26 protein-coding genes and 1 riboswitch are annotated in these 21,281 nt (G+C 62.9%); of the genes, 18 read left to right on the top strand and 8 right to left on the bottom strand.

The genetic code is table 11. The features are described from left to right. Nucleotides 1–26: 26 nt before the first annotated feature. Nucleotides 27–722, top strand: a complete 696-nt coding sequence (locus AC1RQ5_RS10980; protein ID WP_493198894.1) for a L,D-transpeptidase — start codon at nucleotides 27–29, stop codon at nucleotides 720–722. Between the two features lie 75 nt (nucleotides 723–797). Next, nucleotides 798–2,348, top strand: coding sequence for a DUF4403 family protein (locus AC1RQ5_RS10975; protein WP_493198892.1), 1,551 nt, complete (start codon nucleotides 798–800; stop codon nucleotides 2,346–2,348). A gap of 109 nt (nucleotides 2,349–2,457) precedes the next feature. On the opposite strand, the gene AC1RQ5_RS10970 is transcribed toward AC1RQ5_RS10975, so the two are convergent. The 3 genes from AC1RQ5_RS10970 to AC1RQ5_RS10960 all read right to left on the bottom strand — a co-directional run bounded on the left by AC1RQ5_RS10970 (nucleotide 2,458) and on the right by AC1RQ5_RS10960 (nucleotide 4,153). Continuing rightward, the gene (locus AC1RQ5_RS10970; protein WP_398479910.1) at nucleotides 2,458–3,012 is read right to left on the bottom strand and encodes a PRC-barrel domain-containing protein; all 555 of its coding nucleotides are present in this window, start codon (nucleotides 3,010–3,012) and stop codon (nucleotides 2,458–2,460) included. 95 nt (nucleotides 3,013–3,107) lie between these two features. Continuing rightward, entirely contained in the window at nucleotides 3,108–3,485 is a 378-nt protein-coding gene (locus AC1RQ5_RS10965; protein WP_493198891.1) for a PRC-barrel domain-containing protein, read from the bottom strand. A 101-nt stretch (nucleotides 3,486–3,586) separates the two neighbouring features. Then, a complete protein-coding gene (locus AC1RQ5_RS10960) occupies nucleotides 3,587–4,153 on the bottom strand; it encodes a hypothetical protein (protein WP_493198890.1) in 567 nt (188 codons plus the stop codon). 172 nt (nucleotides 4,154–4,325) lie between these two features. Between AC1RQ5_RS10960 and AC1RQ5_RS10955 the strand changes: the two genes are divergently transcribed. Both AC1RQ5_RS10955 and AC1RQ5_RS10950 read left to right on the top strand, forming a co-directional pair. Further along, nucleotides 4,326–5,078 (top strand): response regulator, encoded by a 753-nt coding sequence (locus AC1RQ5_RS10955; protein WP_398479916.1) that lies wholly within the window; start codon nucleotides 4,326–4,328, stop codon nucleotides 5,076–5,078. 2 nt (nucleotides 5,079–5,080) lie between these two features. After that, entirely contained in the window at nucleotides 5,081–6,397 is a 1,317-nt protein-coding gene (locus AC1RQ5_RS10950) for an ATP-binding protein (RefSeq protein WP_493198887.1), read from the top strand. A gap of 78 nt (nucleotides 6,398–6,475) precedes the next feature. Here the strand turns inward: AC1RQ5_RS10950 and AC1RQ5_RS10945 are convergent, their stop codons facing one another. After that, the gene (locus tag AC1RQ5_RS10945; protein WP_493198886.1) at nucleotides 6,476–7,936 is read right to left on the bottom strand and encodes a hypothetical protein; all 1,461 of its coding nucleotides are present in this window, start codon (nucleotides 7,934–7,936) and stop codon (nucleotides 6,476–6,478) included. Nucleotides 7,937–8,150: 214 nt separating this feature from the next. On the opposite strand from AC1RQ5_RS10945, the gene AC1RQ5_RS10940 reads away from it, so the two are divergent. The 8 genes from AC1RQ5_RS10940 to AC1RQ5_RS10905 all read left to right on the top strand — a co-directional run bounded on the left by AC1RQ5_RS10940 (nucleotide 8,151) and on the right by AC1RQ5_RS10905 (nucleotide 15,310). After that, nucleotides 8,151–8,666, top strand: coding sequence for a transglycosylase SLT domain-containing protein (locus AC1RQ5_RS10940; protein ID WP_493198884.1), 516 nt, complete (start codon nucleotides 8,151–8,153; stop codon nucleotides 8,664–8,666). Between the two features lie 73 nt (nucleotides 8,667–8,739). Then, a riboswitch (TPP riboswitch) is annotated at nucleotides 8,740–8,878 on the top strand. Further along, nucleotides 8,866–9,903 carry an FAD-dependent oxidoreductase gene (locus AC1RQ5_RS10935; protein ID WP_493198882.1) on the top strand — a complete coding sequence of 346 codons (1,038 nt, stop codon included), beginning with the start codon at nucleotides 8,866–8,868 and terminating at the stop codon, nucleotides 9,901–9,903. Its footprint overlaps the riboswitch before it by 13 nt. Beyond that, the gene (thiS, locus tag AC1RQ5_RS10930) at nucleotides 9,894–10,091 is read left to right on the top strand and encodes a sulfur carrier protein ThiS (protein WP_493198880.1); all 198 of its coding nucleotides are present in this window, start codon (nucleotides 9,894–9,896) and stop codon (nucleotides 10,089–10,091) included. The genes AC1RQ5_RS10935 and thiS overlap by 10 nt, the downstream gene beginning before the upstream one ends. Before the next feature lie 163 nt (nucleotides 10,092–10,254). Beyond that, on the top strand, nucleotides 10,255–11,064 hold the full coding sequence (locus AC1RQ5_RS10925) for a thiazole synthase (protein WP_493198879.1): 810 nt from the start codon (nucleotides 10,255–10,257) through the stop codon (nucleotides 11,062–11,064). Next, nucleotides 11,051–11,644 carry a thiamine phosphate synthase gene (locus AC1RQ5_RS10920; RefSeq protein WP_493198877.1) on the top strand — a complete coding sequence of 198 codons (594 nt, stop codon included), beginning with the start codon at nucleotides 11,051–11,053 and terminating at the stop codon, nucleotides 11,642–11,644. The genes AC1RQ5_RS10925 and AC1RQ5_RS10920 overlap by 14 nt, the downstream gene beginning before the upstream one ends. A 145-nt stretch (nucleotides 11,645–11,789) precedes the next feature. Then, nucleotides 11,790–13,718 carry a phosphomethylpyrimidine synthase ThiC gene (gene thiC, locus AC1RQ5_RS10915; protein WP_493198876.1) on the top strand — a complete coding sequence of 643 codons (1,929 nt, stop codon included), beginning with the start codon at nucleotides 11,790–11,792 and terminating at the stop codon, nucleotides 13,716–13,718. A 225-nt stretch (nucleotides 13,719–13,943) separates the two neighbouring features. Then, nucleotides 13,944–14,879 (top strand): YiiG family protein, encoded by a 936-nt coding sequence (locus AC1RQ5_RS10910; protein WP_493198875.1) that lies wholly within the window; start codon nucleotides 13,944–13,946, stop codon nucleotides 14,877–14,879. A gap of 125 nt (nucleotides 14,880–15,004) precedes the next feature. Next, the gene (locus tag AC1RQ5_RS10905; RefSeq protein ID WP_493198874.1) at nucleotides 15,005–15,310 is read left to right on the top strand and encodes a helix-turn-helix domain-containing protein; all 306 of its coding nucleotides are present in this window, start codon (nucleotides 15,005–15,007) and stop codon (nucleotides 15,308–15,310) included. On the opposite strand, the gene AC1RQ5_RS10900 is transcribed toward AC1RQ5_RS10905, so the two are convergent. Beyond that, nucleotides 15,307–15,501 (bottom strand): hypothetical protein, encoded by a 195-nt coding sequence (locus AC1RQ5_RS10900; protein WP_493198872.1) that lies wholly within the window; start codon nucleotides 15,499–15,501, stop codon nucleotides 15,307–15,309. The two genes, AC1RQ5_RS10905 and AC1RQ5_RS10900, sit on opposite strands and share 4 nt — an antisense overlap. Before the next feature lie 143 nt (nucleotides 15,502–15,644). Here AC1RQ5_RS10900 and AC1RQ5_RS10895 point away from each other — a divergent pair, with 143 nt between their 5' ends. Further along, nucleotides 15,645–16,223: a collagen-like protein gene (locus AC1RQ5_RS10895; protein WP_493198870.1), complete on the top strand. Its 579-nt coding sequence runs from the start codon at nucleotides 15,645–15,647 to the stop codon at nucleotides 16,221–16,223. 177 nt (nucleotides 16,224–16,400) lie between these two features. On the opposite strand, the gene AC1RQ5_RS10890 is transcribed toward AC1RQ5_RS10895, so the two are convergent. Beyond that, nucleotides 16,401–17,468 (bottom strand): alpha/beta fold hydrolase, encoded by a 1,068-nt coding sequence (locus tag AC1RQ5_RS10890; RefSeq protein ID WP_493198868.1) that lies wholly within the window; start codon nucleotides 17,466–17,468, stop codon nucleotides 16,401–16,403. 278 nt (nucleotides 17,469–17,746) lie between these two features. Here AC1RQ5_RS10890 and AC1RQ5_RS10885 point away from each other — a divergent pair, with 278 nt between their 5' ends. The 5 genes from AC1RQ5_RS10885 to AC1RQ5_RS10865 all read left to right on the top strand — a co-directional run bounded on the left by AC1RQ5_RS10885 (nucleotide 17,747) and on the right by AC1RQ5_RS10865 (nucleotide 20,142). Next, the gene (locus tag AC1RQ5_RS10885; RefSeq protein WP_398479946.1) at nucleotides 17,747–18,061 is read left to right on the top strand and encodes a hypothetical protein; all 315 of its coding nucleotides are present in this window, start codon (nucleotides 17,747–17,749) and stop codon (nucleotides 18,059–18,061) included. 34 nt (nucleotides 18,062–18,095) lie between these two features. Beyond that, on the top strand, nucleotides 18,096–18,341 hold the full coding sequence (locus tag AC1RQ5_RS10880) for a DUF2188 domain-containing protein (RefSeq protein ID WP_398479948.1): 246 nt from the start codon (nucleotides 18,096–18,098) through the stop codon (nucleotides 18,339–18,341). Between the two features lie 50 nt (nucleotides 18,342–18,391). After that, nucleotides 18,392–18,784 carry a DoxX family protein gene (locus AC1RQ5_RS10875; protein WP_493198865.1) on the top strand — a complete coding sequence of 131 codons (393 nt, stop codon included), beginning with the start codon at nucleotides 18,392–18,394 and terminating at the stop codon, nucleotides 18,782–18,784. A gap of 57 nt (nucleotides 18,785–18,841) precedes the next feature. Further along, nucleotides 18,842–19,462, top strand: coding sequence for an MSMEG_1061 family FMN-dependent PPOX-type flavoprotein (locus tag AC1RQ5_RS10870; protein WP_493198864.1), 621 nt, complete (start codon nucleotides 18,842–18,844; stop codon nucleotides 19,460–19,462). A gap of 161 nt (nucleotides 19,463–19,623) precedes the next feature. Continuing rightward, nucleotides 19,624–20,142 (top strand): hypothetical protein, encoded by a 519-nt coding sequence (locus tag AC1RQ5_RS10865; protein WP_493198862.1) that lies wholly within the window; start codon nucleotides 19,624–19,626, stop codon nucleotides 20,140–20,142. Nucleotides 20,143–20,162: 20 nt separating this feature from the next. On the opposite strand, the gene bfr is transcribed toward AC1RQ5_RS10865, so the two are convergent. After that, on the bottom strand, nucleotides 20,163–20,648 hold the full coding sequence (gene bfr, locus AC1RQ5_RS10860; protein WP_398470010.1) for a bacterioferritin: 486 nt from the start codon (nucleotides 20,646–20,648) through the stop codon (nucleotides 20,163–20,165). A 148-nt stretch (nucleotides 20,649–20,796) separates the two neighbouring features. Continuing rightward, the gene (locus AC1RQ5_RS10855) at nucleotides 20,797–21,087 is read right to left on the bottom strand and encodes a (2Fe-2S)-binding protein (protein WP_398479956.1); all 291 of its coding nucleotides are present in this window, start codon (nucleotides 21,085–21,087) and stop codon (nucleotides 20,797–20,799) included. Nucleotides 21,088–21,281 lie beyond the last annotated feature (194 nt).

Genomic DNA, 21,281 nt, shown 5'->3' with positions numbered 1-21,281 from the left:
TCACAGGCGCTCAAACGGAGACCCCCATGTTCACGCTCGCTCGTTTCGAAATGAAAGTTCGCCGCATCACTGTCGCCGTAGGCGCACTGCTCGTCAGCGCCTTCGCCTTTACAGGCCCGGCTAAATCAGCGCCGCTGCCGCTGTTTCCCTTCTTCATGTCGCCGCCGGTACAAGCGGAGCCCGCGCCTTACTATCAAGCACCGCAGGCCGACGAAGATCGCCCGGCGATCGAACAGCCATCGCGCTTCAAGCGTCAGGTCGTGAACTATCCGACCCGCGAAGCGCCGGGCACCATCATCATCGATACGCCGAACACCTATCTCTACTATGTGCTCGGCAACGGTCAGGCGATCCGCTACGGCATCGGCGTCGGCCGCGACGGTTTTACCTGGTCCGGCGTGCAGACGGTGACGCGCAAGGCGGAATGGCCGGCATGGACGCCGCCCGCTGAAATGATCGCGCGCCAGCCCTATCTGCCGCGCCATATGGCCGGCGGCCCCGGCAATCCGCTCGGCGCCCGCGCCATGTATCTCGGCAATACGATCTATCGCATCCACGGCACCAATATGCCGGAGACGATCGGCACCCAGGTGTCGTCCGGCTGCATCCGGCTCACCAATACGGATGTGTCGGACCTGTATTCGCGGGTCACCGTCGGCACCAAGGTGATCGTGCTGCCGATGGATCGGCGGGCGGACAATGCGAATGGCAGGCGGGGATGACGCTGATGCGTCCGCCTTACTTTGCCCACTTCGCCCCATGATGTACTGTCCCCGCATATTGCATGCGGGGACATCATGCGTCTGAAGACCATTTTGATCGGCTCGGCGCTGATCGCCGTTTCTTTCGTGGCTGCTCTGAAGATCATGGACTATGTGGCGCCGCGCGGATCGGGCGCTGCACCGACGCTGGTCGAACTGCCGCCGCTGCCGCCGTCCCCGCCGCGCAGTTCCACCATCGTGGCGCCCGTTGCCGTGACGCTCGCGGCAATCCGCGACACCGTCGAACGCGGGGCACCGCGAAACTTCGCCGGCACCGCGCCCAACCCGGCGCAGCAGATCCTGCAGAATGCCGACATCAAATGGAGTGCGGCGCGCGGCGCCATCACGGCCACCGGCGCGTCGGATACGCTGACCATGTCCACGCCACTGAACGGCACGCTGAATGTGAGCGGCGAGCTATCAACGAATGTGCGCGAGGCGCTCGGCGGCGCGCTCGGCAACCTGCTCGGCGGCAATGTCGCCAAGCAGATCGGCACCATCAATATCAAGAACGTCAATGCCAATGCGGAGATCCGCGGCAATGTGGTGGTGGCGTCGCAGCCGCGGCTGACACCGAACTGGCGCATCGAGCCAGGCCTGACGGCGCAAGTAACGCTCGGCGACACCAATGCATCGGTCAGCGGCGTGCGCATCAATGTGCCCGCGCAGGTGAAGCCGATGATCGACAATGCGGTGAATGAGCAGATCGCCGCCGTGCAGCAGCGGCTGCGCAACGACCCCGCCTTCGAACAGAATGCACGGCGCGAATGGGCGAAACTGTGCCGCTCGGTGCCACTGCAGGGCGCAAGCTCGGTGCAGAACCTGTTTCTCGAATTGAAACCGACCCGCGCCATCGCCGCACAGCCGCGCATCGACGGCAGCAACATCACGCTGACGCTTGGCGTCGAAGCGGAAACGCGCGTGACCGGCCTGCAGACGACGCCGAACTGCCCGTTCCCGGCGACGCTCGCCATCGTGCCGCCCGGCCCCGGTAAGCTCAACATCGGTGTGCCCATCGACATGCCGTTCACCGAGCTCAACAAGATCATCGAAGCGCAGCTGGCCGGGAAGACGTTTCCGGAGGATGGCTCAGGCTCTGTCTCGGTCACCGTGAAGAAGGCGACCGTGCGCGCCTCCGGTGACCGTCTGCTGATTTCGCTGCTGGTCAATGCCAAGGAGAAGTCGAGCTGGTTCGGCCTCGGCGGCGAAGCCACTGTGCACGTCTGGGGCAAGCCGGCGCTGGATCAGGTCAACCAGGTGATGCGCTTCACCAATCTCGAACTCGCGGTGGAATCGGAAGCGGCATTCGGGCTGCTCGGTGCTGCGGCGCGCGCGGCGATGCCGTTGCTGCAGAGTACGCTGGCGGAGCGCGCCGTGATCGATCTCAAGCCGTTCGCATCGAATGCGCAGCGCAAGATCGCGGGCGTGCTGACGGACTTCCAGAAGAATGAGGATGGGTTGAGGGTGGGTGCGGATATCACGGCGCTGCGGCTTGGCGGGATTGCGTTCGACTCGAAGACGCTGCGCGTCATTGCCGAGGCCGAAGGCGCGATCAATGTGACAGTGACGAAGCTGCCGAATTTGTGAGCCCCCAATTCACGACACGAAAAAGGGCGCGTCCTGCAGGAGCAGACGCGCCCTCTTCGTCGGATGACATCGCCACCAATGCGACGTCACCCGTATTTATCACCGACCGTTAGGTCGAATACTTGAACTCCGGCATCGCCTTCAGCTGATCCTTGCTGGCGCCACTGATCACGGCGTGATCGGGATACCAGGGGTTCTGCTTCGGCGGCGTTGCCGCGGCACCGCCCGACGTCGCTGCGCCGGTGGTCATGCCGCTGGAGGTCGAGGTCGACTTCGCCATGCCGGCCGAGCCGCCGCTGGCCGCGGCCGAGGTCTGTACCGGCTCATTCATGAACTTGACCTTGTCATAAGGCACGGCGATCAGACGCTCGCCGACGCCGAGGAAGCCACCCACGCCGATGACCACGGCTTTGATGTTGCCTTCCTTGTCGGTCAGAAGATCATTGATCGAACCGAGGCTTTCATTGGCCTCGTTATACACATTGAGGCCGACGACCTTCGAGGTCCGCCAGTTGCCGTTGAACGTGGTATCAGCGGCCGCCGGTGCCGGGGTTGCCGTCGCAGCGGGAGCCGTCGTGGACGATGTGCTCGGGCTCTGGGCGAAGGCTGCGGTTGCGAGCAGAGCCGAACCAACGATACCAGCCGTCATATATTTCTTGAACATATGTTCCTCCTGTTGTTGCCACCTGTCTCAAAGCAACGCGAGGATTTCGACACAGTTCCGGTTCCACCATGAAATTGTAGTCGCGCGAAGTGTAGTTAGAATTCACCCCAATAGGGTGCGACGCCGTAGTGGCGGTGCAGCGCTTCTTCCTGCGACCGATCGCCCCAATCGAAATCGCGCTTCTCGGTGAAGGACGGCGCGCTGCGCAGCTCCTCATCGTCGATATCGAGCTGATAGGCATCGAGCTTGCGGCTATAGGTGAGCAGCGTCCACGGCACCGCCAGCAGATTCGAGCCGATGCCGAGAAAGCCGCCGAACGACATCACCGCATACGACACTTTGCCGCTGAGCTTGTCGATCATCAGCCGTTCGATGTGGCCGATCCGATCGCCATTGGCGCGGCGCACCGCGGTTCCTTCGATGCGGTCGCTGGCGATCAGCGTGTGCGGCCTCTTCATGACATCGAGAGCCATCATTGCCTCCATGTGTTGTCGTTAGAAGGAACAATGAGGATGGATGCGAAGGGTTCCGATGGCGTCGTCCACCATCCCGGCGGATGACATCATCAATATTTCTAGCTCTTGTAGTCCAGCAGCAGCGCGGTGAACGACGCCGAGGTTCCCGACGCCGTCGTGCCGCTGGCGCTGTAGGAACTCGATGTCGACGCTTCCAGCGACTGCTTCAGCGAGTCCAGGAACTGCTGCATGACGTCGCTGATATTAGTGGTGCTATCGGTGTCATCGCTATCGTCGTCGCTGTCGGACGGCGGGGGACCGCCGGGACCACCGCCCGGAGGCGGACCACCCGCGCCCTTGACTCCGCCGGGGGCATCGGCGAAGGCCGATTCGAACACGCCCTTCAATTCATCGGCCTGCTCCGAGGTGAGGTTGCCACTCGAGACCTGTGCGCTGATCAGACTGTCGATCTTCGACGTCATGTCGTCCGCCGACGGTCGTGTGCCGCTGCTCGCGCTGCTGCGGTCGGCCTGCATCGAGGAATCGATGCTGTCCAGGGCCGTTGACAATGCATCCTGGTCGCCGCTGCTGATTGTTCCCGAGGTGACCTGGGCCTGCAGCTGCTGCTGCAGCTTCTGGAGAGGCGATTGATAGAGGCTGCTGGATGCAGCCGAGATGGATGTCATGATCTGCTCCGGGAGGCTTGGCCTGTGACTGCAGCCATTTCCCGTTAACCATGTTAACGAAGCCTTGCTGTCGGCTTGCCAAGATGTTGCAAGGCGTTACGCTGACGGGAACAGCAACAGACCGAAACAAATTTTCCCTGCAATCGGCGCCATTCCTCGCCAAAAGGGTCTCATGGCAAACCCTCCCCATATTCTGGTCGTGGAAGATGACCGCGAAACCCGCACGCTGATTGCGAAGTATCTGCGTACCAATGCGTGTAATGTCACTGTCGCGGCCGACGGGCGCGAAATGGACAAGGCGCTGGCAGACAACCGCATCGACCTGATGATCCTGGACGTCATGCTGCCCGGCGAAGACGGCCTCAGCCTGTGCCGCCGCGTGCGCGCGGAGTCGCAGGTGCCGATCATCATGCTGACGGCGCGCGGCGAGGATGTGGATCGCATCCTCGGGCTGGAAATGGGCGCTGACGATTATCTGCCGAAACCGTTCAATCCGCGCGAATTGCTGGCCCGCATCAATGCGGTGCTGCGGCGGCAGGCGACCGCACTCAATGCGAGCGCAGTGCCCGACGCCTCTGCCCTCACCTTCCTTGGCTGGCAGATGGATTTCCGCCTTCGCGAGCTGCGCAATCCCGAGGGCGCGCGCATTGCGATGACTTCGGCCGAATTCGATTTGTTGCGCGCCTTCGTCGAACGCCCCGGCCGCGTGCTGTCGCGCGACAGCCTGCTTGACCTGACACAGGGCCGCAATGCCGGCTCGTTCGAGCGCAGCATCGACGTGCTGGTGAGCCGTATCCGCCGCAAGATCGAGGTCGATCCGCAGGATGCGCAGCTGATCAAGACCGTGCGCTCCGGCGGCTACATGTTCACGCCGAATGTGGAGACCGTCGGCGGGGAAACGTCATCAGGCCTGCAGCCGGCCTGATCATGCGGCTGTTGAACGTCCTCAATCTCCGGCGCATCAGCGGCCAGATCGCGGCGCTGGTGGTGGTGTCGATCGTCGCCATTCATATCATCATCGGCGTCGGATTCTCGCTGCTGCGGCCCGATCAACCGCCGCCGCCGGAACGCGGACATGGCGAGCTGGTGGCTATGGCGAAATTGCTGTCGGCGACACCGGCAGGCGATCGCGCCGCACTGTTCGCCCGCATGATGCAGACCTTCCCGCAATTCGATTTGCGCGACGAGCCCGGCGGCCTGGTCGAGAGCGCAGATGCCGAGGAGCGCAGTGAGACATTTCCGTTTCGCCGCATGAGCCGGCAGATGGCGCCGGATGTTCGTGCGCTGCCTCTGGCTGACAACCGCGTCGGCATCGTGCTCGCCGATGGCCAGAAATTCTCGGTCACCGACATGCCCGACCGCCCTCCGCGTCCTTTCTGGGGCGGGCCGGTCTTCCTCACTTTTGCATTTGCGGTGATCACGTTGACCCTGCTCGGCCTGTGGGCCGCACGCGTATTGGCGGAGCCGCTGTCATCCTTTGCACGGACGGCGGAAGAGTTCAGCCTCAGCGGCACGTCGACGCCATTGCCCGAGCGCGGGCCGGAAGAGATCCGCGCCGTCGCCCGCGCGCTCAACCGCATGCGCGAGCGCATCACCGCGCTGATCGACGACCGCACCAAGATGCTGGCCGCCATCAGCCATGACCTGCGCACGCCGATCACCCGGCTGCGGCTGCGCTCGGAATTCATCGAAGACGAGAACAGCCGCCGCCACATGCTGCGCGATCTCGACCAGATGCGCGCGATGCTGGAAGCCGTGCTGTCGTTCCTGCGCAACGATCGCCGGCTGGAGGAGCTTACCCTCACCGACATCGCCACCACGCTGCAGCTGATCGCCGACCAGTTCGCCGATATCGGGCACATGGTGACCTATGACGGCCCCTCGCATGCGATGGCAATGGCGCGGCCGGACGACCTGCATCGCGCGGTCACCAATCTCGTGGAGAATGCCGTCAAGTTCGGCGGCGAGGCGGTGATCACGCTGACCATGTCGGAAACCGGCGCCGTCATCGATGTGGCCGATGACGGACCGGGCATTTCCGATGCGCGCAAGAGCGCCATGCTGCAGCCTTTTGTCCGCGGCGATGATGCACGGAACATGGATCACGAGGCTTCGGGATTCGGGCTCGGGCTATCCATTGCACGCGCGATCGCGCTGGCCCATGGCGGCGAGCTGACATTGCGGGATCGGCAGCCGCAGGGATTGATTGTACGGATTACGCTGCCGGTGGCGGCGGTGGCGTAGGATGGGTTGAGCGAAGCGATACCCATCACAGCATGCGCTCGCGGTGATGGGTATCGCTGCGCTCAACCCATCCTACGATTAGCGCACCTGCTCACCCGGCACGCCTTTCCGCACATGGATGGTCGCGAGCTCGTCGCTATAGACCTTCTCCCAGCCATCGATGCGATCGAGCAACTTTGTGGCGGCACTTTCGGTGCGCATGAAGGTGGCGTTGATCTCGTAATCCTTCAGCAGGCGGAACAGATTATCCGGCTTGGCGAGGCCGCTGGCGTCGTTGTGATCGACCATCAGCTTCTCGCCGAACAGTTCGGTGCGGCCATCGATGAAAGTCGGCACGCCGCGCCAGATCAGATAGCCGCCGAAATCGTAGTCATTGAACACGCGGCTGACATTCAGCTTCTTCAGCGCATCGACAGCAGCGATCGGCGCCGCACGCTCGGACGGTGTGTATTGGCGGATGGATGCAACGATGATGGTGCCGGCAATCAGGCATAGTGCGATGCCCGCAAGCAGCAGCCGGCTCGGCGATGAGGCCACATCGCGATCGTCATCGCGTCCGAGCTGCTCACCCAGCGGCTTCGCCAGCACCAATGGCGCCAGCAGCGCCAGCACTTCGGCATTCCGCACATGGCCGAGCGCCATATAGACGAAGCCGAGCACCAGCACGATGCGCATGGGCGGCAGCCTGATGCCGCGCCACAGGACGAAAGCGAACGCTGCGAGCACGGAAAATTCGAGCGGACCGGCCTTGCCGAAATTGGCTGGACGCCATTCACCGATCACCGCGAGTGCTGCGCCAAGGCTGAGGATGCGGCGCGATGCCAGCAGTGCTTCCCAGCCGTAAGGCGTGATGCAGCTCGCACCGAGTGCGCAGAGACCGAACAGGGCCCAGTGCAGCAATGCGCGCGCCTGTTTGTCTTTCGGCGCGTGCCAGATTGCATCGAGTGCGATGGGACCGATCAGCGCGAGGCCGAGCACGAAGCCGCCGTGCAGATTGGCCCACAGCGCCATCAATGGCAGCAGCCAGAACGACGGCACGCCTTTGCGATCCATCGCAGCGACGAGGCCGGCGACCCAGGCCACCATGATGGGCATCGCCAGCACATGCGGCCGCGCCAGCATGTGGCCGGCCATCAAAGCAAGCGTCGCCGCGAGGATGATGAGGGTCGGCGTGCGGGCGAGACGCGCATTCAGGAAATGCGCGAGCAGCGCAATGGCAAGCGATGCCGATGCGGCTGCGAGCACGACGGGGCCAGCCCAGCCACCGATATTGTAAGCAAGCGCATAGGCGACTTGCGCCAGCCACTGCGTCGAGATCCAGGGCTGGCCCTGCATCGTGAAAGAATAGAGATCGGTACGCGGCACCGCGTGATGATCGAGCATCCATTGCCCGAGCGTGATCTGCCAATAGGTGTCGGGATCGTTGAGCAGCCCGCTGCCGACAGCGAGCAGCAGCGCATAGACGCCGATGCCGACCCAGAGCGGAAACAGGCCGTCGAGCTTGCGGGCTTCGGTGGCGTGAGCGAGCGACATCGTCATGGACAGACCGTGGCAGAACGGCATCAGCAGCCGCGAATGCGCCGATGGGACCACAAAGCGGCATAATTTGAGGTAAATCGCTGCCGGAACCCGGCAAGCCAGCCCCGAGAAAGACTCAATTCGCGCCTCAAACGAGAAGAATTGAGCGGGATGGTTTAGGCCATCTGAAAGACCGGCCCTTTACTGCCGCCGGATGCCACTTTCGAGACCATTGATGATCCGTATTTCGACCATTCTGGCGTCGGCTGTCGCCCTCGCCACCCTCCCCCAATTCGCCCATGCGCAGCAGCGCGCCGATTATCAGGCCATGGCGGCCTCGCATGCCCAGGCCAATGGCGTGCCGGAAGCGCTGGTGCATCGCGTCATCATGCGCGAGAGCAAGTATAATCCCGGCCTGATCGGCCGCGGCGCCACCATCGGCCTCATGCAGATCAAGCTCGCGACCGCCCGCGGCGTCGGCTACACCGGCACCGCAGAAGGCCTGCGCGACCCCAACACCAATCTCACTTACGGCGTCAAATATCTGGCGGGCGCCTATCGCGCCGCCCATGGCGACCACAACCGCGCGGTGTCCTATTATGCCGGCGGCTACTACTACGCGGCCAAGCGCCAGCGCCGCGAAGTCTCCGCGCCGCCGCATCAGCCGATCTTCGCCAAGGACGCCGAGCGCCTGAAGCAGCAGGAAGCCGCGCAGACCCAGCAGGCCAGTGTCGAGACACCCAAGCCCTAAGTCTTGGAAAAGAATGCCACTGTGACCATTCGGTGAAGGCGCGTTGACACGCAGCACCGGAGGTTTAAATTAGAGTCGTTCCGAGGGGGGCTCCGACGAGGAGCTGAGATACCGCTAGCTTGCATGCTCGATCCCGAGTGATGCGATACCGCGGTGACCCTTTGAACCTGATCCGGGTCATGCCGGCGAAGGGACAGGGATGAATCAGACGACGCATGCGTCGCGCGGCGAGTCAGCCGTGGCGACCTCTCCTATATCCATAATTGGCGCGGGTATCGCTGGTGCGTGGCAGGCTTTGCTGCTTGCCAAGGCCGGTCACGCCGTCACGCTCTATGAGCGCGACAATGCGGAGATGCGCGACGCCACCACCCATTGGGGCGGCGGCATGCTGGCGCCCTGGTGTGAGGCGGAAGTCTCCGAGCCGGTGATCTCGCGACTCGGTCTGCGCGCACTGGAGCTGTGGCGCGCGGAACTGCCGGACACGCCGTTCAACGGCTCGCTGGTGATTGCGCACCCGCGCGACCGCGCGGACTTCGAACGCTTTGCGAAGATGACGTCGGGCTACAAGCGGCTCGATGCCGCTGGTGTCGCCGAGATCGAGCCATCGCTGGAAGGCCGCTTTCGCGACGGGCTGTTCTATCCCGGCGAAGGCCATGTGGAGCCGCGGCTGGTGCTGCCCGAACTGCATCGGCGCATCACCGCGGCTGGCGGCACCATCAAATATAATTGCGAGGCGAAGGCCGAGGATCTCGACGGCCTCGTGATCGATTGCCGCGGGCTTTTTGCGCGCGAGCAGGACGAGACGTCGAAGCTCCGTGGCGTGAAGGGTGAGATCATCATCGTTGAAACCGATGAGGTGCAGCTGTCGCGCCCGGTCCGCCTGATGCATCCGCGCTGGCCGCTCTATGTGATCCCGCGCGCGAACAATCGTTTCATGCTGGGTGCGACGTCGATCGAGAACGAAGGCAGCGGCGTCAGCGTGCGTTCGGCGCTTGAACTGCTCGGCGCGGCCTATGCGGTGCATCCGGCCTTTGCCGAAGCGCGCATTCTCGAATTCGGCGCGGGCCTGCGCCCGGCTTTCCCCGACAATCTGCCGCGCATTGCGATCGAGAAGAATACCATCGCGGTGAACGGCCTCTATCGCCACGGTTTCCTGCTGGCGCCTGCGCTGGCGGAGCTGACGCTGAACTATGTGCAGCGTGGCGCGATCGACAATGAGGTGATGCAATGCAAGTGACGGTCAATGGCGAGGCCCGCGAGATCCAGGCCGCGGATGTGAGCGCGCTGCTGAGCGAGCTCGATTACGCCGGCACGCATTGCGCGATTGCGATCAACTACGACGTGGTGCCGCGCAGCCAGTGGGCGGAAACGGCACTGAAGGCGGGCGACGAGATCGAGATCATCACGCCGCGGCAGGGAGGGTGAGGATGCGTATGCCACACACTCCACTGTCATCGCCCGGCTTGACCGGGCGATCCAGTACACACCGCCGCTGCGGCTTAAGCACTGCTGCCCGTGTCTACTGGATCCCCGCTTTCGCGGGGATGACAAGCGGGGCGGGAATGACAAGCGAGATTGGAGAAGCCGCATGAGCAACACTCCTGCAACCACCTCCACCGTGACCTTCTACGGCAGGACCTTCGCCTCCCGCCTTCTCATCGGCACGGCGCTCTACCCTTCGCCTGCCATCATGCAGGATTCCATCCGCGCGTCCGGTGCCGGTATCGTCACCGTGTCCGTCCGTCGCGAGAGCGCCGGCGGCAAGACCGGCGATGCGTTCTGGTCGCTGATCCGCGAACTCGATGTCGCCGTGCTGCCCAACACCGCCGGCTGCCGCAGCGTGCGCGAGGCCGTGACCACTGCAAAGCTGGCGCGCGAACTGTTCGACACGCCCTGGATCAAGCTGGAAGTGATCGCCGACAACGACACACTGCAGCCCGATGTGATCGGCCTCGTCGAAGCCGCGAATATCCTGGTGAAGGACGGGTTCGAGGTCTTCCCCTATTGCACCGAGGATCTCGGCGTCGCGATGCGCCTCGTCGATGCCGGCTGCAAGGTGGTGATGCCCTGGGCGGCGCCTATCGGTTCGGCGCGCGGCATCATCAATCGCGATGCGCTCAAACTGCTGCGCGATCGCCTGCCCGATATCACGCTGGTCGTCGATGCCGGCATCGGCGCACCGTCGCATGCGGCCGAGGCACTGGAGCTCGGCTATGACGCCGTGCTGCTCAACACCGCCGTCGCCAAGGCCGCCGATCCCGTCGCCATGGCCAATGCCTTCCGTCTCGCCGTCGAGGCCGGCCGCACCGGTTTTGAGGCCGGGCTGATGGGCGAACGTGATTTCGCATCTCCTTCCACTCCAGTCATCGGGACACCGTTCTGGCATGCCGTATCCTGACCGTTTCTATCCCGTCGTCGACACCGTGGAATGGGTGAGGCGCCTCACCGCGGTCGGTGTCGGCACCATCCAGTTACGCGCGAAGGATCTCGACGATGCGTCGGCGATGATCCTGTTTCGCGCGGCACTCGACGTGACCAAAGGCACAAGCACGAAATTAGTGGTCAACGACTACTGGCGCGTCGCCATCGAGCTCAAGGCGCAGCATCTGCATCTCGGCCAGGAAGACCTCGCCGAGGCCGATGTCGCCGCGATCAAGAAGGCCGGCATCACGCTCGGCCTTTCGACGCATGACGAGGAGGAACTGGAAACCGCGCTGCGCGCAGAGCCTGACTATGTCGCGCTCGGGCCGATCTTCTTCACCACGCTGAAATCTATGCGCTTCGCGCCGCAGGGCATTCCGAAGATCACGACGTGGAAGAAGCGCGTCGGCGATATTCCACTGGTCGCCATCGGCGGCATCAAATTCGAACACGCCGCGGAGATTTTTGCCGCGGGTGCCGACTCCATCGCTGTGGTCAGCGATGTCACCCAGAATTCCGATCCGGATGCCCGCGTGCGGCAATGGCTCGGCGCCTGACTATCCGTCTCTCACTGTCATTGCGAGCGCAGCGAAGCAATCCAGAAGCCAAGTGAAGAAAGTCTGGATTGCTTCGTCGCTTCGCTACTCGCAATGACGACCCAAGAACTTACGAGCCTAATCGCCAAACCAGGAGGATCGTCCCATGAACATCCGCTCCAATCCCGACACCACCCTGCCCGCCGTCACCACCGGCGCACTGCCGTCCTCGCGCAAATTCTATTCTGTCCCTGATAGCGCACCCGACCTGCGCGTGCCTTTGCGCGAGATCATTTTGTCCGAAGGCGCCGGCGAGCCAAACTTGCCAGTTTACGACACGTCGGGCCCTTATACCGATCCGAACGTGCTGATCGACGTGAATAACGGCCTGTCGCGTTCGCGCCTTGACTGGGTGAAGGAGCGCGGCGGCGTCGAGGAATATGAAGGCCGCGACATCAAGCCGGAAGACAACGGCAATGTCGGCGCCAAGCATGCTGCCGCCGCTTTCAAGGCGCATCACAAGCCGCTGCGCGGTGTCGGCGATCACATGATCACCCAGCTTGAATTCGCCCGCGCCGGGATCATCACCAAGGAGATGATCTATGTCGCCGAGCGCGAAAATCTCGGCCGCAAGCAGCAGCTCGAGCGCGCCGAAGCCGCGCGCGCCGATGGCGAGAGCTTCGGCGCCGAAGTGCCGCTGTTCATCACGCCGGAATTCGTGCGCAGCGAGATCGCGCGCGGCCGCGCGATCATCCCCTGCAACATCAACCACGCCGAACTCGAGCCGATGATCATCGGCCGCAACTTCCTCACCAAGATCAATGCCAATATCGGCAACTCCGCCGTGACGTCGTCGGTGGAAGAGGAAGTGGACAAGATGGTGTGGGCGATCCGCTGGGGCGCCGATACCGTGATGGACCTCTCCACCGGCCGCAACATCCACACCACGCGCGAATGGATCATGCGCAATGCGCCGATTCCGATCGGCACCGTGCCGATCTATCAGGCGCTGGAAAAGTGCGACGGCGACCCGGTCAAGCTGACCTGGGAGCTCTACAAGGACACGCTGATCGAGCAGTGCGAACAGGGCGTGGACTATTTTACGATCCATGCCGGCGTGCGGCTGCAATATATCCACCTCACCGCCAGCCGCGTCACCGGCATCGTGTCGCGCGGCGGCTCGATCATGGCCAAGTGGTGCCTGGCGCATCACCAGGAGAGCTTCCTCTACACCCATTTCGAGGAAATCTGCGACATCATGCGCAAGTATGACGTCTCATTCTCGCTGGGCGACGGCCTGCGGCCGGGCTCGATTGCCGACGCCAATGATCGTGCGCAATTCGCCGAACTGGAGACGCTCGGCGAACTGACGCAGATCGCCTGGAAGAAGGGCTGCCAGGTGATGATCGAGGGCCCCGGCCATGTGCCGCTGCACAAGATCAAGATCAACATGGACAAGCAGCTCAAGGAATGCGGCGAAGCCCCGTTCTATACGCTCGGGCCACTGACCACCGACATCGCGCCGGGCTACGATCACATCACCTCGGGCATCGGTGCGGCCATGATCGGCTGGTTCGGCTGCTCCATGCTCTGCTATGTCACGCCGAAGGAGCATCTCGGCCTGCCCAACCGCGACGACGTCAAGGTCGGCGTGATCACCTACAAGATCTCGGCGCATGCCTCGGATCTCGCCAAGGGTCATCCCGCCGCCCAGCTGCGCGACGACGCGCTCTCCCGCGCCCGCTTCGATTTCCGCTGGCAGGACCAGTTCAATCTCGGCCTCGATCCGGAAACCGCGGTTGCCTATCACGACGAGACGCTGCCCAAGGAAGCCCACAAGGTCGCGCATTTCTGCTCGATGTGCGGACCAAAGTTCTGCTCGATGAAGATCACGCAGGACGTGCGCGACTACGCAGCGACGCTCGGCGACAACGAGAAGGCCGCGCTGAGCCTTGGCGGCAAGGCGAGCATGGGCATGTCGATGAGTGGCGTGATCGAGGACGGCATGGCCAGCATGAGCCAGAAGTTCAAGGACATGGGCGAACAGGTCTATGTCCAGGCGCAGGCGGTGAAGGACAGCAACAAGGCGCTGTAAGCATTCTAAGCTGATGATTGCGAAGGGCGGGTCGCGCAAGCAACCCGCCCTTTTGCTTTGGTCGAACGTCACAGGCGCATCACACGTGAACCCATAAGGTGGATCACGCAACTAATGGAGCGAAGACGGCATAGCGCTATGCGCGGTCCTCTCTGGCTGTGCTCGCGCGCCTCCCCTATCGTTGCCGCCGTACCAAAGCATAGCTCGGCGCTGGAGACCTGATCGATGATTTCTTTTCGCGCATTCGTTGTTGCTGCCGGTGCGGCGCTCGCACTGACCTCGGCGAACACCACGCCCGCCACGGCACAATCCTCCACGGCGACCGAAAAGCTCAATGCCTATGTCGGCTGCATCAACCGGCTGTCGTCGCGCGCCTATGACTCGCAGGCGCGCTATTTCAGCTGGGCGCCGAAATCCGGGCCGACCGGAAAGGAGCGCATCATCTATGGGCTCTATACGATCTACGACACCGACGACTGCAAGAAGAGCGTCGAAAGCGCCAATGCGCTGGAGCCGCGCGATGCAACGCTGGAAGAAGCCGCCTCCGCCTATGTCAGCGCCGTGACGACGCTGGGCCCGTTGCTGAAGGACGCGGACGATTACTACACCCAGGAGAACTACAAGGACGACAAGATGGCCAAGGGCCGCGCCCTGCATCCAAAACTCGTCGCCGCCTGGGATGCGTTCTCCGCCGCCGACAAGTCGCTCCGCGCCGGCGTCGATGCCATCAATGACAAGCGCAAGCTGGAGGCACTCAAGGAGATCGAGGCCAAGGAAGGCAAGAAGACGCGCTATTATGTCGAAGTGATCATGATCGACGCCAAGCGCGTGCTGCGCCTGCAGGACACCGGCAAGCCGGATATCGACGCGATCACCAAGGCGGTGGCCGATCTCGAGACCACCGTGAAGGGTTTCGAGGAGGCGAACGCGGCCGATGGCGGCAAGGTGTCGTCCTTCTTCACCAGCAATGCGAAATCGGTGCTGGTGACATCGAAGCAGCTGATGCGCCGCATTCGCGACAAGGTGCCCTATTCGCAGGGCGAGAAGATGATGATGCAGCCCGGCAGCGGCTGGATGGTCGAAGGCTCACCGGCGCGCCTGCTGCGCGACTACAACCAGCTGGTGGAGTCCTATAACAGCATCGCCAAGTTCGGGCGGTAGCTCACGACGGTCCCGTTAACCTTTCGTTAACCAAACGCGCCCACCCTGCCGGCACGGCTGGGGGGCTGTTTGTCTCGATGTATCGCCTTGCGCTCGCAAGACGTGCGTTGATCGGGAGGATGCCGATGTCCCAAAGCTTCACCAGCGACGATTATTCCGCGCGTGAATTTTCCGACGGTTCAGACGACACCTGCGATGGCGGCTTCGATGCCGATGCGCTGGTGCCGGCCTCCGAGCCGAGCGAAGTCGTGCCGATGCTGGTCGGCGCCACCGTCGAGGAAGTCGAACGCGAATTGATGCTGCAGACACTGGCGCGCTGCGACGGCAACCGCACGCATGCGGCGCGCGTGCTCGGCGTCTCCGTCCGCACCATGCGCAACAAGATCAAGCAATATTCGGCGGATGGCATCGAGGTGCCGGCGAGCAGCTAGTGCTCCGGCAAGCGCCCACGTACGATGCAGCCGCGCATCAGCCAGTACCAGCCACAGCCCGCGCAAGCGCCGCAGATGGCAAGCAACGCCGCGTTGGAAATGCTGTAGGCGCCGCTCCACCAGAACATGCCGAGCGCCCAGAAGGCGCCGAACAATAGTGATGCGAGTTTCAACCGCGTGGACGGCAGCATGACCTGTCTCCCTGTGAGCCGCCCCTTTGACGCAGGCAGAACGATTTGGGTTCGCGTTCAGGTCGAACACACCGCAGAATTGCTGCCGTCATCCTTCCCCTGTTAAAAGCGCCACAATTGGAATCACGAACGGAGTACAGAGCGTGGCGAAAGAGACGATCAGCCGGGCCGGACAGCGCGGACCACGCGGTGAGCCGGGTGCACCGGGCCCGCAGGGTCATCCCGGCCGTCCCGGCCCCGAAGGCGCACAGGGCAAGCCCGGCATCGTCGGCAAGCCCGGTGCCCCCGGCAAAGCCGGCGCGAAAGGCGCGCGCGGCGATCAGGGGCCGCAAGGCAAGGCCGGTCCGCAGGGGCCGCAAGGTAAGGTCGGCGCTCAGGGGCCACGCGGTGAGCAGGGCCTGCAGGGTAAACCGGGCATCGATGGCAAACCCGGCCTTCAGGGCGAGCAAGGCCCGCGCGGCGAACAGGGCCCGCCCGGCGCGCTGCCGAGCTTTGAGCAGATCGTGCCGTGGCTGCACATGATCTTCGATGCATGGGAAGACCACCGCAAGACGCGCGAGCGCGAGGAAGCCGAGCGCGAGGCCGCCTTGCTGCGCGAGCAGCAGGAGATGGCCGAGCGTGTCGCTGCGATGATCGAGGTTGAGACGGCTGCGGGCGAGCTGACCGAAAACGAAGAGCACGACGGCAAGAAAAAGAAGAAGCGGAAGAAGAAGGACGACTGAGGTCCTTCGCATCGACGTCAATCATGACGACTGTCATCGCCCGCCCTGGTGCGCAATTGCGCTCTTGGAGCGGGCGATCCAGTAAACACAAAAGCCGCAGTCTATCACCACGACCGGTGTCTACTGGGTCACCCGGTCAAGCCGGGTGACGACAAATGAGGCGGCAGATATGTCGCTTCACATCGTCCGCTGCGGCGCCGTCTGCAGCAGTTCCTGCAGTTCCTTCTTGTAGAACTTCGCCAAGCCCGTGGTCAGATGCCCGCGCGTCTCGGCGCTCGCCGGGATCAGCAGCAGTTTTGCCTGCTTGATCCGCTTCATCGCGGTATCCATGAGCCCCGTCTCCGGCGGATTGCGCTCGTCATCTGCAGCATTGATCGCCAGCACCGACGCTGCGATCTTTTCCAGTGCGGCAGACGCATTGTAATCACGCGATGACTCCCACTGATAGATGAAGTCATTGGCATCCGCGACAAACGGCGCCTTCAGGCGATCATCCACATTCTTGTCGGCTGCTGCCGCAGTCGGCGCCAGTGACTGATAGGCCAGCGTGCCGCCCGCCGTGGCGATGCCGAACATCACCGAGGCATATTTCATCATGCCCGGCTGCGACGTGTAGTTGCCGCCTTTGTAGTCGGGATCGGCGCGCACGGTTTCCACCATTATGCGCCGCATCATCCAGTTGCGCGCGCTCATCTCCGTCGGCTGCGCCGCCATCGGCACCAGCGCATCCATCGTATCCGGATATTTGCTGCCCCAGATCCAGGCATGCATGCCGCCCATGGAATTGCCGATCACCAGCCGCAGGTGCTTGATGCCGAGCCCTTCGGTGATCAAGCGATGCTGCGCATCCACCATGTCATCGTAATTGTATTTCGGAAATGCGGTGCGCATGCCGTCGGACGGTTTTGACGATTGGCCGTGGCCAATGCCGTCGGGAATGATGATGTAATATTTGCTCGCATCGAGCGGCTGGCCGGCCCCGAACAATTCGCCCGCGAAAGCCGGCGTCAGCATGCTCTGCGCCGAGCCTGCGGTGCCGTGCAGCACCAGCACCGGCTGCCCGCCCGGTGCGCCCACCGTGGTGTAATGCAGCTTCAGTTCCGGCATCACATGGCCGGTGTGGAATTTGAAATCCTTGGCGATCCAGTCGGCGTGTTTCGGCGCAGGATAATCGGCGGCGTGCGCTGTAACCGACCACAGCAAAGCGATGACAACGGCAATGATGGCGCGCGCGTGATGCGGCATGTGGATCCTCCCGGACGACGGCCTCGATCGGACCGCTTGCGCGAATGCTAGCATGGCACGGGCGTAAGCCAAGATGCGGAGCATGCGCCCGGCCGTCTTGCGGTGCAGCGATCTCCGGTGGATGGCCTATCATTTGAGCAGGCGCTGTCGCCCTAGCTCGGGCTTAATCATCATCACAATCCGAGTCGCCGGGACTGTTCGCGGCATAGCCGCTCCGGCTCAACCGATGTGAGGTTCGCATGCGGTCTGGAATGCGGTTTGCTCTTTTCGCGATGGCCATGTCTCTTGCTCCGACCGCGCATGCGGTGGATCGCGGTCAGTTCGGCGATGTCCCGGACCACATCCGCAACTGGTTCAAGAGCGTCGTCAGCCCCACGGGCGTACCGTGTTGCGATATGTCCGATGGGCATCGCACCGAATATGACGTGCGCCACGGCGCCTACTGGGTTCCCATTGAAGGCGTCTGGATGGAAGTACCGGGACATGCGGTGATCCGCGATCGCGGCAATCCCGTCGGCGAGGCGGTGGTGTGGTATGTTCGCCGTGGCGACGGCATCGTCATCAGCTGTTTCGTCCCGGCAGATGCGGTATGATCGCAGCGTGCGAGTCCGCATGAGAGAAAGCACCATGGCAGAAGTCACCTACAAGATCGTCGAACATGATGGCGGCTGGGCCTACAAGGTCGGCGCCGTGTTCTCCGAGCCCTATCCGACGCGCGAGCGCGCCCTCGCTGCTGCGCGCCGCGCCGCTGCCGAACAGCGCACGCCCGGCCGCACCGAAGTGATTTCCTATGAAGACGAGAACGGCCAATGGCACGAGGAAACGGCGCCCGGCTCTGACCGCCCGAATACGGTGATCGTCGATAAATCGTGACAGGCGAGACGACGTCCCACGCGACGCCACAACAAACGACGCGCGCGGTCATGCGATGGGTGCTTGCGGCCTTCTACTCTGCCGCAGGCATCGCGCATCTGTGGGTGCCGGAGACATTGCTGCTGATCACCCCGGCCTGGGTGCCATTTCCACGCGAGGTGATCCTCGCCACCGGCGTCTTCGAGATCGCGGCCTCGATCGCGCTGGTGTCGCGCTCGCGGCTGCGCTGGTGGGCTGGCCTTGCCATGGCGCTGTATGCCCTCTGCGTGTGGCCGGCCAATATCAAACATGCCCTCGACGGCATCGAGATGCCCGTGATCGGCAATAGCTGGTGGTATCACGGACCACGACTGGCGTTTCAGCCGGTGATCATCTGGTGGGCACTGTTTTGCGCCGGGGTGATCGATTGGCCGTGGCGGGTAGCCAAACGAGCGTCGCGCTAGCTTTGCGGCGCCGGTCCCGCGTGTTATTTTACGCTGCAAATTCGCTGGAGAATGACCGTGACCGATGTGACCGCCGAAAAGCTGCGCGACATCTATCCCACCCCGCATCCGCGCGTGATCGCGAAGGCGCGGCCGACGCTGGATGTGCATTCGAGCAAGTTCATTTCGCTGTCGCCCTTCTGCGTGCTCGCCTCGTCCGGGCCCGATGGCACCGTCGATGCCTCGCCGCGCGGTGGCGGCGTCGGCTTCGTGCAGATCGCATCGGACACCGAACTGCACCTGCCCGACCGCCCCGGCAATAACCGCATCGACACGTTCCAGAACGTGCTCAACGGCAGCGGGCACGTGCAGCTGATCTTCTTCGTGCCAGGCATCGACGATACGCTGCGTGTCAGCGGCGTCGCGACGCTGTCGAAAGATCCGGAGCTGATGGCCACGATGGAGGAATTCGGCAAGCCACCACGCGCCGTGCTCTGCATCAAGGTGACGGAGGCTTACTTCCATTGCGGCAAGGCGCTGATGCGCTCGAAGCTCTGGTCACCGGAGATACAGGTGAAGCGCGACGTGATGCCGTCGATTTCGGAGATCGTGTTCGACCAGACCAAGGCTGTGACCCAGCCCGAGGGCGCACCGATGACCCAGGGCGAAATCGAAGTGGCCTATCGCAAGAATTTGTAGAAGACAGCTGCCGCAGGCGACGCCACAACCAACCTTGCTAAAAGCACCCTAAGGTTGCATATTTGATGCTCTTGGGGGAGAGCGTTGTGCGTGGCGTCGCGTCGATTTGCATGGTCGTGGCTGCGGGATTCACGCTTTGCGGCTGTTTGCGCGATCCCTTTGTGACCGAGCTGGGCGAGACGCGGGTCCACGACTGGTGGATCGCTCATCAGCCGGACCGCGTCTCCGGCGCCGAGCTGCCAAGCGCCTTCGTCTATGCCGAGGCCTCGAACAGCAACCTCGAATATCCCAGGGTCTCGTCGCTGCTGCTTACATGCATGGAGCGCAAGGAGCCGCTGATCCGCTTCGCGTTCGATTTCAAGATCGGCACCGGCCGCAACACGGTGCTGGGCTATCGATTCGACGACTTGCCCGGACATCAGGACGTCGCCGTCCGCGTCCTGCGCAACAACAGGATCATCGTCATCGAGGATCGCGAGACGATCGCCCGTTTCGTGGCGGAGCTGGAAAAATCAGCGGTGCTGTATGTGAGGATCAGATCGATCGACGGCGGGCGCACCGCGGTCGAATATCCCGTTGCCGGCGCATGGACGGCGATCCGGGCGGCATTCGCGAATTGCGACATGCCGGCACCGCCCCAGCTTGATCCAGGGCGGGCCAGGTTGCCCGGCATCTATTGAGACGCCGGGCAGCATGAGTTTTAGTGTTCGCCCTCGAGGCCACCCATGTGCTTCTGGGTGTAGAGCTCGATGCCGATGCGCTCGATGAGGTCGAGCTGGGTTTCGAGGAAGTCGATATGACCTTCCTCGTCCTTCATCAGGGCTTCGAACAGATCCTTCGAGACGTAATCACCGACGCTGCGGCAGTAGGTGGCCGCTTCCTGGTACAGCGTGCGGGCGCCGATTTCGGCGGCCAGATCGCATTCGATGATTTCCTTGACGTTCTGGCCGATCTTCAACGGATCCAGCACCTGCATGTTCGGGAAACCGTCCAGGAACAGGATGCGGTCGGTGAAGCGGTCGGCGTGGACCATCTCCTCGATGGACTCCTTGCGCCACATCTTGGCCATGTCGAGCAGGCCCCAGTGGTTCAGCAGGCGGAAATGCAGCCAATACTGGCTGATCGCGGTCAGCTCACTGCGCAGACCCTTGTTGAGAAATTCGATGACCTTCGGGTCGCCCTTCATGATGCTCTCCTATTGCCGGGCTCAACCAAAATGGCCCGAAATCCAATTTAGAACTCTTCTAAATCAGATTGAGACGGAGAACAACCCTTCTCTCACCGGCTCGAACAGAAACGGTGGAGATTTCAAATTTCAGATAAAACAGAAAGACTTAGGCAGCAACCCCGACGGCGGCCGAAGCGTGCATCTCCACCGGAGCCGGCACATCGAGATCGGCAACAGCTGCATGAGCGGCCGTATGCGGGCATCCGGAGCAGCAGGATTTGGCGCAGGCGCCGAGCGCTTCGTCCATGATCTTCTTGATGGTGCGCACGCAGCGTCCGCACTGAGCGCTGCAGCCCAGGCACCCATAGACCTGACCCGGCGTCCGTGGCGGCTGGGCCCCGGAGACAGCCTTGCGGATGTCATGGTCGGTGAAGACGTTGCAGGAACAGACGATCATCAGGTGAAAGCACGCTCGCAGGTCGGTACCCCTGTTGGATAGGGAAGCGGCCTGCCGGATGCAAAGCTAAAACGCGCAACTTCAAACTATTCCAAACTACTGATCTGGCTGCATTATTCTGGAATGAATCTAAACGACGCAGAACCCCGCCCCCATTTGCCCTGGACGGGTAAAATGCGACCGGTCCGGACAAG

The sequence above is a fragment of the Tardiphaga sp. GW821-FHT12E02 genome (assembly GCF_058807155.1).
Note: the sequence above shows the minus strand (reverse complement) of the source record. Positions and strands in the feature narration are given on the sequence as shown.